The organism is Pseudomonas sp. AC136, assembly GCF_979258585.1.
The window spans coordinates 184718-197625 of record NZ_OZ409865.1 but is presented as its reverse complement, the minus strand read 5'-3'; the positions used below and the strand labels follow the sequence as shown (position 1 = coordinate 197625).

13 protein-coding genes are annotated in these 12908 nt (G+C 58.7%); 4 read left to right on the top strand and 9 right to left on the bottom strand.

Translation table 11 applies throughout. From position 1 onward, the window contains the following. Positions 1-31 precede the first annotated feature (31 nt). Complete coding sequence (locus ACZZZU_RS00860; protein ID WP_463549427.1) at positions 32-748, bottom strand: TetR/AcrR family transcriptional regulator; 717 nt, start codon at positions 746-748, stop codon at positions 32-34. Between the two features lie 231 nt (positions 749-979). Between ACZZZU_RS00860 and lexA the strand changes: the two genes are divergently transcribed. After that, positions 980-1591, top strand: coding sequence for a transcriptional repressor LexA (gene lexA, locus ACZZZU_RS00855; protein WP_463382968.1), 612 nt, complete (start codon positions 980-982; stop codon positions 1589-1591). Positions 1592-1600: 9 nt separating this feature from the next. Then, positions 1601-2080 carry an SOS-induced cell division inhibitor SulA gene (sulA, locus tag ACZZZU_RS00850; protein WP_463382969.1) on the top strand — a complete coding sequence of 160 codons (480 nt, stop codon included), beginning with the start codon at positions 1601-1603 and terminating at the stop codon, positions 2078-2080. A 248-nt stretch (positions 2081-2328) separates the two neighbouring features. Here sulA and ACZZZU_RS00845 read toward each other — a convergent pair whose 3' ends face one another. From ACZZZU_RS00845 to fadB, 6 genes are all read right to left on the bottom strand, one after another. After that, positions 2329-2562 (bottom strand): hypothetical protein, encoded by a 234-nt coding sequence (locus ACZZZU_RS00845; RefSeq protein ID WP_110614760.1) that lies wholly within the window; start codon positions 2560-2562, stop codon positions 2329-2331. A 97-nt stretch (positions 2563-2659) separates the two neighbouring features. Next, positions 2660-3178, bottom strand: coding sequence for a DUF6586 family protein (locus ACZZZU_RS00840; protein WP_463549426.1), 519 nt, complete (start codon positions 3176-3178; stop codon positions 2660-2662). Between the two features lie 69 nt (positions 3179-3247). Beyond that, complete coding sequence (gene topA / locus ACZZZU_RS00835; protein WP_463549425.1) at positions 3248-5857, bottom strand: type I DNA topoisomerase; 2610 nt, start codon at positions 5855-5857, stop codon at positions 3248-3250. Positions 5858-5971: 114 nt separating this feature from the next. Further along, a complete protein-coding gene (locus ACZZZU_RS00830; protein ID WP_122495409.1) occupies positions 5972-6208 on the bottom strand; it encodes a DUF1653 domain-containing protein in 237 nt (78 codons plus the stop codon). 120 nt (positions 6209-6328) lie between these two features. Further along, entirely contained in the window at positions 6329-7504 is a 1176-nt protein-coding gene (gene fadA, locus ACZZZU_RS00825) for an acetyl-CoA C-acyltransferase FadA (RefSeq protein WP_463549424.1), read from the bottom strand. A 30-nt stretch (positions 7505-7534) separates the two neighbouring features. Further along, positions 7535-9682, bottom strand: a complete 2148-nt coding sequence (gene fadB / locus ACZZZU_RS00820; protein WP_463549423.1) for a fatty acid oxidation complex subunit alpha FadB — start codon at positions 9680-9682, stop codon at positions 7535-7537. Between the two features lie 440 nt (positions 9683-10122). On the opposite strand from fadB, the gene ACZZZU_RS00815 reads away from it, so the two are divergent. After that, the gene (locus tag ACZZZU_RS00815; RefSeq protein WP_122495403.1) at positions 10123-10947 is read left to right on the top strand and encodes a hypothetical protein; all 825 of its coding nucleotides are present in this window, start codon (positions 10123-10125) and stop codon (positions 10945-10947) included. Between the two features lie 176 nt (positions 10948-11123). On the opposite strand, the gene ACZZZU_RS00810 is transcribed toward ACZZZU_RS00815, so the two are convergent. Further along, the gene (locus ACZZZU_RS00810) at positions 11124-11561 is read right to left on the bottom strand and encodes a hypothetical protein (RefSeq protein WP_463549422.1); all 438 of its coding nucleotides are present in this window, start codon (positions 11559-11561) and stop codon (positions 11124-11126) included. Between the two features lie 86 nt (positions 11562-11647). Here ACZZZU_RS00810 and ACZZZU_RS00805 point away from each other — a divergent pair, with 86 nt between their 5' ends. Further along, a complete protein-coding gene (locus ACZZZU_RS00805; protein WP_463549421.1) occupies positions 11648-12088 on the top strand; it encodes a universal stress protein in 441 nt (146 codons plus the stop codon). A gap of 121 nt (positions 12089-12209) precedes the next feature. Here ACZZZU_RS00805 and ACZZZU_RS00800 read toward each other — a convergent pair whose 3' ends face one another. Next, the gene (locus ACZZZU_RS00800; RefSeq protein ID WP_122450574.1) at positions 12210-12896 is read right to left on the bottom strand and encodes a DUF6901 family protein; all 687 of its coding nucleotides are present in this window, start codon (positions 12894-12896) and stop codon (positions 12210-12212) included. Positions 12897-12908: the final 12 nt, after the last annotated feature.

The window sequence follows — 12908 nt, the reverse complement described above, 5'->3', positions numbered from 1 at the left end:
CCCGTTGCTGGCAGCAGGCGATTTGCCGGTTTTACACCTTGCTAGGCTGGGACGCCGACGCGGAAGTTTTGGTTCGCGGGCGCAGCTGGGCGCTGGCCAGGGCGTCGTCGGTAACACCGGTTTCCGAGCGCATGCCAGCGGCAAGGAAAGGCACCATCAAGCGCATGACCTGCTCGATGGAGGTGCTCACGCCGAAATCGGTCTCGGCAATCGCCCGCAGCGCCTTGATGCCCGACATGCTGAACGCCGCCGCGCCGAGCATAAAGTGCACGCGCCAGAACAGCTCAATTGGGGGAATGCGGGGCGCAGCTTCGTGGACCAGCTGCATATAGCGGCGGAACACTTTACCGTACATGTATTCCAGATAACGACGCAAATGGCCCTGGCTCTGACTGAACGCCAGGCCCAACAGCCGCATGAAAATCGACAGGTCATTGCCACTGCGCGGCTTCACCGCCAGGGCCTGTTCCACCAGCATTTCCAGCAACTCTTCGAGGCTGGCCTTGCTTTCGGGTTTGGCTTGGCGGCGATCCAGCTCGCGCTCGAGGCTGGCGCAGAATGGACCCAGGAAACGGGAGAACACCGCTTGAATCAGCGCTTTCTTGGAACCGAAGTGGTAATTCACAGCGGCCAGGTTGACCCCAGCTTTACTGGTGATCAAACGAAGGGATGTCTCGGCAAAGCCTTTTTCCGCAAAGAGCTGCTCTGCGGCATCCAGGATGCGTTCGACTGTTTCTGACTGAGCCATGGGAATCACCTGACAAACACTTGTTTGAAACATACGTTTCAAGCGGTGAGATTGTCAAGTCGCAGTAACCGTAATTTGGCTGAGCAGTCACGTTGCGCTGTAACTATCACTTTCGCCTACGAATTTCTCCTATGAAAGGAGAAACTTTGCACTCGCTACGCACAGAAGCATTGCCAAGTGCCGATCACTGTATATAATCCCAGTCACTGTATAAAAAGACAGAGACCGGACATGCTCAAACTCACGCCACGCCAAGCCGAGATTCTCGCCTTCATCAAGCAATGCCTTGAAGACAACGGTTACCCGCCCACCCGCGCTGAAATCGCGCAACAGCTTGGGTTCAAATCGCCCAATGCTGCGGAAGAACACCTGAAGGCCCTGGCGCGTAAAGGCGCTATCGAGATGACGCCCGGCGCTTCCCGTGGCATTCGCATTCCCGGTTTTGAACCGAGCAGCGACGAAGAAACAGGCCTGCCCATCATCGGACGCGTCGCAGCCGGTGCGCCCATTCTGGCGCAGCAGCATGTCGAGGAATCTTGCCGTATCAACCCCGAGTTTTTCCACCCTCGCGCCGACTATCTGTTGCGTGTACGCGGCATGAGTATGAAAGACGTCGGCATCCTCGACGGCGACCTGCTCGCCGTGCACACCACCCAACAGGCCCGCAACGGCCAGATTGTGGTGGCACGCATCGACGATGAGGTGACGGTGAAACGCTTCAAGCGTGAAGGCGATAAGGTCTGGTTGATCGCCGAAAACCCCGAGTTTGCCCCCATCGAGATCGACCTGACCGAACAGGATCTGGTGATCGAAGGATTGAGTGTCGGCGTTATTCGCCGCTGAGGAGGCTGTATGCAGTTCCCACAAGCGCTGGACCGTTCCCAACTGCCATTGTTCGACGCCTTCCTGACGCAATCGTCGGCGCCGTTGTTGACCGATATCGTTGAAACCGGTTGGTTCGAAGAGCCAGAACCAGAGACATTCAGCGAACTGTCGCTGCGTGGCGCTGCCGGGAACTGCCTGCATCTGCTGGCGCCGATCCTGCGCGAACTTAGCCAAGAGCAAGACGCTCGCTGGCTGACCTTGATCGCCCCGCCCGCCAGCCTTACTCAAGCCTGGCTGCGCGATGCTGGCCTGAACCGCGAACGCATTTTGTTGCTGCAACCGCGCTCGGGGCAAAGTCCGCTGGAGCTGGCCTGTGAAGCGCTGCGACTGGGCCGCAGCCACACGGTGGTGAGCTGGTTGCATCCGCTGCATCGCCCTGCCCGCGACCAGCTCGCCATGGCAGCGCGCACCGGTAAAGCGCAGAGCTTGAACATCAGCTTGGGCTAGTTGCGTCGGCTGGATTAGTGGCGTCGGCTGGATTGGGTTGGATTGCGCCGCATTGGGTAAGCCAACCGTGGTTTTGAACCTGTGATGTTTTTGTGGGCGCGGCTGGGCGGCATTTCGATTAGCCGAGATGCGTGATCCACAGCATGCTCGGTCAACCCAACCGGCAAGCCATGCGCTCGTTCCCGGCCCCATAAAAAAAGGCACCTGCTCAGGTGCCTTTTTTTATGGGGCCGGGTTCGGCTCAGCAATTAATGCAGAACGCGCGGGCCTTCGTCTTTTTCAAAGTCGCCTTCTGCCAAGCGGCCGGCCATTTGAACGCCGACGTTGAGCATGGCTTTAGCCACTTCAACGTGGTGGCCTTGAAGGAATGCTTTGGCATCCGCCGAGAAATCCAATACCACCAACGCCTCTTCATCCTCGGCGCGACGCAGGGCAATTCGCCCGTCGGGCAACTCGACAATTTCTAGAAAGGATGTAGGCATAAACTTAAATCTCCACGTGAGGCCGGCAGTGTATCAGCCCGTCGGCCCTCTTCCCTAGCCCAGCCATCCATTCACTTGACGCAACGGCCAGAAAAACTCAGCACTCGCTCAAGGTTTCACGAAAGCGCAAAGCCAGGGCTTTCAGGTGCTGACGCCAGCTTTCCAGTTCTGCTCGAGGCAGCAGCGGCTGCTCTTCATCCAGGCTGTACGCTTCGATCAACGGTAGCGTCGGGTCCACTTTGGCCTTCGCGGGCGCTTTGGGCGGCAGGAACAATGCCTGGTAGGCGCTGATCATTTGTGCCAGCCAGGTTTCCGACTGCTGAGCCAATTCCACCAGCTCCGCTAATTCCGGGCTCGGGGTAGCGCTCAACACGGCCGGCGTCAGAATCGCTTCCACACGAGGCACGTTAACCTCGTCGAAGCGGTAGTAGCCGGCTACTTCATGGCATAAACCAAGCAGCGCGCCATAGAGATGAAACAGGCACGCCTCGCGCTCGGCCAGAATCAGTGCCGGTGCGTTGACCGCCTGGCCTTCCTCGGCACGACGCCAGGCTTCCAGCGACAAACCGGCGAAGAATAATTTTTGGTTGGTGCGGGTATAGAGTTCATGGGCCATTGCGGCACCCTCCACGGCAGACAGACTCACCATACGCGCGCCAGCCGAAACTGGCGCGCGTGCTAGGGATTAACGCTTGTCTTCGACTTTCCAGGCATTGCCGTCGTAGAACGCACGCCATCCCGTCGGCTTGCCTTCCACTTCGGTCTGCACGTACTGCTCTTTGGTCTTGCGACTGTAGCGTATGACCGCAGGACGGCCATCCGGGTCTTTCTTCGGCGCCGACATCAGGAAGTGGTACTTCGGATCGATCTCGTCTTTATGCGGGATCAACTCCAGCACCAACGGCGCGCGGGTTTCGCGGTTTTTCGGGAACTGGCTAGCGGCGAGGAATAAGCCGCTGGCGCCGTCGCGCAGCACGTAGGTGTCGTTCACCTTCTCGCACTTGAGCTCCGGCATTTTCACCGCGTCCATTTTGGGTGGCGCCGGCTCGCCGCTACGCAGCAATTTGCGTGTGTTCTTGCACTCGGGGTTGGTGCAACCGAAGAACTTGCCGAAACGGCCGGTCTTCAGTTGCATCTGACTGCCGCACTTGTCGCACTCCAGGCTCGGCCCTTCGTAGCCTTTGATGCGGTAGCTGCCCTGCTCGATCTCGTAGCCGGCGCAATCCGGGTTGTTGCCACAGATGTGCAGCTTGCGGGTTTCGTCCAGCAGATAAGCATCCATCGCCGTGCTGCAGATCGGGCAGCGGTGTTTGCCCAGCAGTACCAGCGATTCCGACTCGCCTTCATCATCGGCAGCGATTTCGTCGCCGGGAATCAGGTTGATGGTCGATTTGCAGCGCTCTTTTGGCGGCAGGCTGTAGCCCGAACAACCGAGGAACACGCCGGTCGAGGCAGTGCGAATCATCATCGGCCGGCCGCACTCACGGCAGGCGATATCGGTAGGCGTCGGCTGGTTGGCACGCATGCCGTTGTCGCTTTCCGAGGCCACTTCGAGTTTTTTCTTGAAGTCGCCGTAGAACTCGTCGAGCACGTTTTTCCACTCGCGCTCGCCCTGGGCGACGTCGTCGAGGTTCTCTTCCATGCCGGCGGTGAAGCCGTAGTCCATCAGGTTGGAGAAACTTTCGCTCAGGCGCTCAGTAACGATATCGCCCATCTTTTCCGAGTAGAAACGACGGTTGTGCAACGCCACATAGCCGCGTTCCTGGATGGTGGAGATGATCGCTGCGTAGGTCGAAGGACGACCAATGCCACGTTTTTCCATCTCTTTAACCAGGCTGGCTTCGGAGTAGCGTGCCGGCGGCTTGGTGAAGTGTTGGCTCGGGTCGAGCTGGATCAGCTTCAGCGCTTCGCCTTCACTCATGTCGGGCAGCACATCGTCATCGCCGGGCTTGCTGATTTGCGGCATGGCGCGGGTGTAACCGTCGAACTTGAGAATGCGGCCTTTGGCGCGCAGTTCGAATTCGCTGGCTTTGACGCTGACGGTGGTCGACAGGTATTCGGCTGGCGGCATCTGGCAGGCCACGAATTGGCGCCAGATCAGTTCGTACAAACGCTCGGCGTCGCGCTCCATGCCCGACAGCTGCGTCGGCTTGAGGTTGACGTCAGAAGGACGAATCGCTTCGTGCGCTTCCTGGGCGCCTTCCTTGCTGCTGTACACGTTCGGCTTGGCCGGCAGGTATTTCTTGCCGAACTCGCCTTCGATGAAATCGCGAACCATCGTCACGGCATCGGCCGATAGGTTGGTCGAGTCGGTACGCATATAAGTGATGTAGCCAGCCTCGTACAGACGCTGGGCCATCATCATGGTTTTCTTCACGCCGAAGCCCAGGCGGTTGCTCGCGGCCTGCTGCAAGGTGGACGTGATGAACGGCGCCGACGGCTTGCTGCTGGTCGGTTTGTCTTCGCGTTTGACGATGCTGTAGCTGGAGCTTTTCAGCTTGGCCAGCGCGGCATCGGCTTGCTGCTTGTTCAGCGGCTTGAAGGCTTCGCCGTTTTCACGGGCCACTTCAAAGCGCACGTTGGCGCCTTTGGCGGTGCCCAAGTCGGCGTGAATTTCCCAATATTCTTCGGGGTTGAACGCACGAATTTCGCGCTCGCGCTCCACCACCAGTTTCACGGCTACCGATTGCACGCGGCCGGCCGACAGGCCACGGGCGATTTTCGCCCACAGCAGCGGCGAGACCATGTAGCCCACAACGCGGTCGAGGAAGCGGCGTGCTTGCTGGGCGTTGACGCGGTTGATGTCCAACTCGCCCGGCTTGGAGAACGCTTCCTGAATGGCCTTCTTGGTGATCTCGTTGAACACCACGCGCTTGTAGCGGCTGTCGTCGCCACCAATGGCTTCGCGCAGGTGCCAGGCAATGGCTTCCCCCTCGCGGTCCAAGTCGGTTGCGAGATAGATGGTGTCAGCATCTTTGGCGAGACGGCGCAGCTCTTCGACGACCTTTTCCTTGCCAGGAAGAATTTCGTACTTGGCTTTCCAGCCGTGCTCCGGATCGACGCCCATGCGCGCCACCAGTTGGCGCTTGGCTTTGTCCTTGGCGCTCAGCACCGGCGCTTCGGCTGCAGCAGCCTTGCCCCGTTTGACTGGCTCTTTGGCTGCACTGGCCGAACCGCTGGTAGGCAGGTCACGGATATGGCCGATGCTCGACTTCACCACGTACTGGTTGCCCAAATACTTGTTGATGGTCTTGGCCTTGGCCGGGGATTCCACGATGACCAGCGATTTGCCCATGGATCGGAAATTTCCTGAATGTGAGAACTGAATGGCGGGGGCCGCCTTTCGCGGCACCGCTATATATAGTGGCGACTAAGCCGAGGTCAAGGGCGGATCACGTCTGATGCCAGCTCAAGGCCGCACAAAGCGATCCGGTTCGGCCTCGATCAGAGCAAAGCGCAGCATAGTCGCGCCGTCCACTTCGACGGTGGAGGTAAACATGCTCAGCGGTCGCACCCAAAGGCCGTACTCGCCGTATAACGCCTGGTACACGACCACCTCCTCTTCGGTCTCGGAGTGCCGCGCGACACCGAACACGCGGTACTCGGGACCTTTGTAGTGACGATAGAGGCCGGGTTGTACGTGCATCAAAGCTTCCTCATGTCGGTAAAAAATAAAAGCGTGGTCTGACAAAAATAAAAACCGGGGCACAGGGCCCCGGTTGTTCACCGCCTCGCATGTGGAGTCCGCTCGTTGCCGAGCGTTCCCTTAGATGCGTTCGAAGACGGTGGTGATGCCTTGGCCGAGGCCGACACACATGGTCGACACGCCAAAGGTACCGCCGTGCTGCTTCATCACGTTCAGCAAGGTGCCGGAAATGCGCGCACCAGAGCAGCCGAACGGGTGACCGAGGGCGATGGCGCCGCCGTGCAGGTTAACCTTCTCGTCCATCTTGTCGAGCACTTTCAAGTCTTTCAGCACTGGCAGGGCCTGTGCGGCGAAAGCTTCGTTGAGCTCGAAGAAGTCGATGTCGTTGATGGTCAGACCGGCGCGTTTCAGCGCTTTCTGGGTCGACGGTACTGGACCGTAACCCATGATTGCCGGGTCAACGCCCGCCACTGCCATCGAGCGGATCACGGCCATCGGCTGAATGCCGAGGTCTTGAGCGCGCTGAGCCGACATCACGATCATGCACGAAGCACCATCGGTGATTTGCGACGAAGTACCGGCAGTTACGGTGCCGCCTTTCGGGTTGAACGCAGGCTTCAGAGCAGCCAGGCTTTCCACGGTGGTTTCCGGACGAATGGTTTCGTCGTAGTCGAACACCTTCAGGAAGCCGTTCTCGTCGTAGCCTTGCATCGGGATGATTTCATCCTTGAACTTGCCTTCGACGGTGGCCTTGTGGGCCAGACGGTGGGAACGCTCACCGAATGCGTCCTGCGCTTCACGGCTGATGCCGTGCATTTTGCCGAGCATTTCAGCGGTCAAACCCATCATGCCCGAGGCCTTGGCGGCGTACAGGGACAGGTGCGGGTTTGGATCCACGCCGTGCATCATGCCCACGTGGCCCATGTGCTCCACGCCGCCGATGACGAACACGTCACCGTTGCCGGTCATGATTGCTTGAGCGGCGGTGTGCAGTGCGCTCATCGACGAGCCGCACAGGCGGCTGACGGTTTGGGCAGCACTGGTGTGCGGGATCGGGGTCATCAGCGACGCCATGCGCGCGATGTTCCAACCTTGCTCCAGGGTCTGGTTTACGCAGCCCCAGATCACGTCTTCCACTTCAGCTGGATCCAGCTTCGGGTTGCGTGCCAGCACGCCGGTAATCAGTTGCGCAGACATGGTCTCTGCGCGGGTGTTGCGGTGCATGCCGCCTTTGGAACGACCCATCGGGGTGCGACCGAAGTCGACAATCACCACGTCTCTTGGATTCAGGCTCATAAATTCACTCTCGCTCTATGCGTTACGCGCTTAACCGAAGAAGCTCTGGCCGTTGGCGGCCATCTCACGCAGCTTCGCGGTGGGGTGGTACAGCGCGCCCAGGTCGGCGTATTTGTCAGCCAGGGCGACGAACTCGGCTACACCGATCGAATCGATGTAACGCAGTGCACCACCACGGAAGGGAGGGAAGCCGATGCCGTAGATCAAGCCCATGTCGGCTTCAGCTGCGGTTTCGACAATGCCGTCTTCCAGGCAACGAACGGTTTCCAGGCACAGCGGAATCATCATGAAGTTGATGATGTCTTCGTCAGTCACTTCACGCTGTTCGGTGATGACGGGCTTGAGCACTTCGTAGGCAACCGGGTCGGTCACTTTCTTCGGCTTGCCGCGCTTGTCCATCTCGTAGGCGTAGAAACCTTTGCCATTTTTCTGGCCCAGGCGGTTGGCTTCGTACATCACGTCTACCGCGGTACGGCCTTCAACAGCCATGCGGTCCGGGAAACCTTCAGCCATTACGTCACGGCCGTGGTGGCCGGTGTCGATGCCGACTACGTCGGAGAGGTAAGCCGGGCCCATGGGCCAGCCGAATTTCTCCATGACTTTGTCGATACGCACGAAGTCGACGCCAGCGCTGATCAGCTTGGAGAAGCCGCCGAAGTACGGGAACAGCACGCGGTTGACCAGGAAGCCTGGGCAGTCATTGACCACGATCGGGCTCTTGCCCATTTTCTTGGCGTAGGCAACGGTGGTGGCCACAGCCACTTCGCTGGACTTCTCGCCACGAATCACTTCAACCAGCGGCATCATGTGCACCGGGTTGAAGAAGTGCATGCCAACGAAGTTCTCAGGACGCTTGAGCGCCTTGGCCAGCAGGCTGATGGAGATCGTCGAGGTGTTGGAAGCCAGAATGGCGTCTTCCTTAACCACGGCTTCCACTTCGGCCAGCACGGCTTGCTTAACCTTCGGGTTTTCGACCACAGCTTCAACCACGATGTCGACGTGACCGAAGTCGCCGTAGGACATGGTTGGGCGAATGGCAGTCAGTGCCTCAGCCATTTTGGCTGCGGTCAGACGACCTTTTGCGACGCGGCTGCCCAGCAGTTTGGACGCCTCGGCCAAACCCATCTGGATACCCTCTTCGCGGATATCTTTCATCAGGATCGGCGTGCCTTTGACGGCCGACTGGTAAGCGATACCGCCACCCATGATGCCGGCGCCGAGTACGGCGGCCAGTTTCACGTCTTTGGCGACAGCGTCGTACGCTTTGGCTTTCTTCTTCAGTTCCTGATCGTTCAGGAACAGGCCCACCAGGCTCTGCGAAGCAGAAGTTTTGGCCAGTTTCACGAAACCGGCGGCTTCTGCTTCCAGGGCTTTGTCACGACCGAAGTTGGCCGCTTTCTGGATGGTTTTGATCGCTTCAACCGGCGCCGGGTAGTTCGGGCCAGCTTGACCGGCTACGAAACCTTTGGCGGTTTCGAAGGCCATCATTTGCTCGATAGCGTTGAGCTTGATTTTTTCCAGCTTCGGCTGACGCTTGGCCTTGTAGTCCAGCTCGCCAGAAATGGCGCGCTTGATCAGGTCCAGAGCGGCTGCTTGCAGTTTTTCAGGAGCGACTACGGCATCGACAGCGCCTGCTTTCAGGGCGTCTTCTGCGCGGTTTTCTTTACCGCCAGCAATCCACTCAATGGCGTTATCGGTACCGATAACACGCGGCAGACGAACGGTGCCGCCGAAACCCGGGTAGATGCCCAGTTTGACTTCTGGCAGGCCGACTTTGGCGCTGCTAGCGATGACGCGGTAATCCGCAGCCAAGCACATTTCAAAACCGCCGCCCAATGCGATGCCATTGATGGCCGCAACGGTCGGAACGCCAAGATCTTCGAAATCACTGAAGATTTTGTTGGCTTCAAGGTTGCCGGCTACCAGCTCTTCGTCGGACATTTTGAAGTTGTCGACGAACTCGGTGATGTCGGCGCCGACGATGAACACGTCTTTGCCGCTGCTGACAATTACGCCTTTAACAGACGCGTCGGCCTTGATGGCGTCCACGGCCTGGCGCAGTTCGGCCAGTGTGAGACGGTTGAATTTGTTGACGGACTCACCCTTGAGGTCGAATTGCAATTCGACGATGCCACTCTCAAGAGCCTTAACCGTGATGGCTTTACCTTCGTAAATCATCAACTGATCTCCACGGTATGGAAGCTGAACGTACACGTCGGACGCCAAGCAGCGGACTGGTCCGCAGCAGGACCGTCGAGAATAGTCTCGAACAGCCTGACACACCCGCCGACGCGATATTCGGGCGGCCTATGAACCGTGCTGCGCAAAGCAAACACTTGATTCATACGCCCGTTTGATTCGGGTGCGAACACCTTCGTAGAAAAGATTGCGCTTGTCAATTGGAGCGATATTTCGTCTTACCTCGTAAGGAAATATCGACCGTGCTGTCAGGGAAAACATTCCAACTGCTCTAGCACGCGCTTACTGCGCTGTAGGGGAATGCCATCATTGTGATGCCGGTGAGCGCTAGTAAAAGCCAAACGGCGCAGGTACAGTCGTCTCAACACGCTGCCAACGCGTGACAAAAAATAAAAACAATGAAGCCCCACGGAGTAACCATGACGAGCCGTCCGCTTGCCATACTGCTGAGCCTCGTACTGACCGCCCTTCTCCCTTTAGGCGCCCACGCCGCCACCCCCGCCGCCGGAACCGACGCGCTGCTGAAGTTGCATCAGCTACGCCTGGCTGCGCAGAAAAGTCTGGGTGACTTCTACATGTACAACAGCATGGACGGCGATCAGCGCTACGCGCGCTTGATTGAAGAATCGGTACAAAACGCCAACGCGCGTCTGGCCGAGCTAACCGACCTTCCTGGCGACGCTTCCAAGGCCATGCGCGCGCAACTCGCGCAACAGCTCGGCGCGTATGAAAGCGAGTTGAAAAGCCTCACCACCGCGATGAAAACCCAAGGTTTCACCGACCTGCAGCCCGTGGCCGATCTGGCCACTCGCAATCAGCAGCTGATGGCGCTGAGCAACGAGCTGTATGGGAAAATTCAACAAGAAAGCGGCCAGATTGTGCCGCCTATGACTCAGCAGAGCCGCGAGCAAAGTTTGCTCATGCAAGCCATCGCCGTGGACTATGCTTCGCGCAGTGCCTCGGTGGGCGGCACCTTTATTGGCAGCGCCGCCGGGGATGAGCAAACCATTGACGACCTGGTCACCCAGTTCGCCGGCAAGCTGACTACGCTTGAGCAGTCGCCGCAAAACACCGCGCAAATCCGCGAATCGCTCAACGGCATCAACACCAAATGGCGCTACATCGAAAAATCGCTGAAAAATTACAACGAGAACTCTGTACCTTTCGTGGTCAGTAAGTACTCAGACAGCATTATCGATGGTTTGGAAGGAGTTTCGGCGCAGTACCTGGCCGCCAAGCTTTGACCACAGCACCCGAATTTCCGGCCTGCCTGGCCAACCCAGCCCGAATATGTTTTCGGGCTTTTTTTATCGTGCGCTCGAACCGGCGGCCCCCGCTTGCTGGAGAATCTTGGGAACACCGTTCAGGACGGGTGGCCGCAGGGTTCGCCAGCAAGCTGGCTCCTACCAGGGCGAGTGCGTCAGGCCAGCGCCTTCAACACTGCCGCTACGGGCTCGACGCCTTGCACGTCACCCGCTTCGCCCCAGCACAGGGAAATCATTTGCGTCGTTGCTTCGACTTTATAAACGTCGGCCGGCAGCGTGTGCAGATGCGGCAGCAGCGCGGCGTCGGTGCAGGGCTCACGCCATTGGTTTACCCAATTTCCCGCGCTCATTTGCCAATAACACCAGCTATCGCTCGCCCCTCGGCGGCGGGCGCGGTGGTATTGCGGGCACGGGCTGGGCGGCTCTTCGGGCAGCCAGTGCGGCCACTCCTGACGCGACAACTGCATCCCCAGCCCCTGACTGCGCGCGGCCATGCGAATGGCCATACGCCCTTGCTGACGCCGCGAGGGGCGCAGCCAGGCCAACGGGCTCAGCACAACGGCAATAAGCAGCACCACGATCCACACGGTCATACGTTAAATCTCACCATTAAAAGTGCTGCATTTAGCTAACAATCACAGCCATACTTTGATCATTCGCCTCAGGAGGAGTCACCGTCATGCCCTATCAGCACATTCTGGTTGCCTTGGATCTTTCCGAAGAATGCGACCCGGTGATGAAGCGCGCTTATGCGCTCGCCACCGCCAGCCAGGCCAAGCTGTCGCTGGTGCATATTGTCGAACCGATGGCCATGGCCTTTGGTGGCGACGTACCGATGGACCTGTCCACCTTGCAACAACAGCAATTCGAACAGGCCCGTGAGCGGCTGGACAGTTACTCCGCCAAATATCCCGAGTTGGGCACTGAAAGCCGCCACCTGGTCTACGGACAACCGCGCCAGGAAATCCACCGCCTGGCCGCCGAGCAAGGCGCTGATTTGATCGTCGTGGGCAGTCACGGCCGTCACGGCCTGGCGTTGCTACTAGGTTCCACCGCCAATGACGTACTGCACGGCGCGCCGTGTGACGTGCTGGCCGTGCGATTGAAGAAACCGGAATAAATTACTCACCGTCATTCCCGCGAAGGCGGGAATCCAGAATATCGAGGCGTACGCTCATTGCGTGTAACACCGACTATTCTGGGTCCCCGCCTACGCGGGGACGACGGTGCTGGATGTTTAGTTACTCCGGCAAATCCCCCGCACTCATCACCATCGGCCGAATCTTCTGCAACTGGGTTTCCAGCGAGTGGGTGATGCTGGTCGACATCGAAAAAAACGTCAGAAACGCCTTAAGGTTCGAGTCGCCTTCGCACACGTCGTGAATGCGCTGCCAGAACGCCTGATTGACCAGCTGTAATTGTTGGAACAGCCGCACCAAGCCCTTCAATTCCCAATCCGCATGCCGCCCTTCACGGAAGTTGAAGTACTGGCGCGACAAGTACAGCGACACCGCACGCAGAATAAATTCCTGATTATTGGCAAACGGCAAATGGTTGAACGCCATCGGCTTGAGCTTGCTCAGCACCGGGCAGGCGCTGGTCGGCATGATCAGCCCGAGCAAGGCGCGCAAGCCCTCCTCCAGGCCGACTTGCTTGCTGTATTCGCGCTCCGGTGTGCGCACCCAGAAATGCGCTTTCTGGAACGCCGGCAAGCCTTGGAAATCCTCGATGACCCGATGCAAATCCACCGCCGCCGGGCAGTGGCTGTACTGCTCACGCTTGAGCGGGCAGTTGCTGCACTGGTGATACTCAAGCCGCGTCCAGGCCGGCGCCTGAAGCGCGCGCTCTTGGTCGTACTCGCGGTTGAGTTCGATGCGATAGCCAAACTCGTGACTATCGTCGAGGGAAATCCGGTACTCGATGGCCATTCAGGTCTCCGA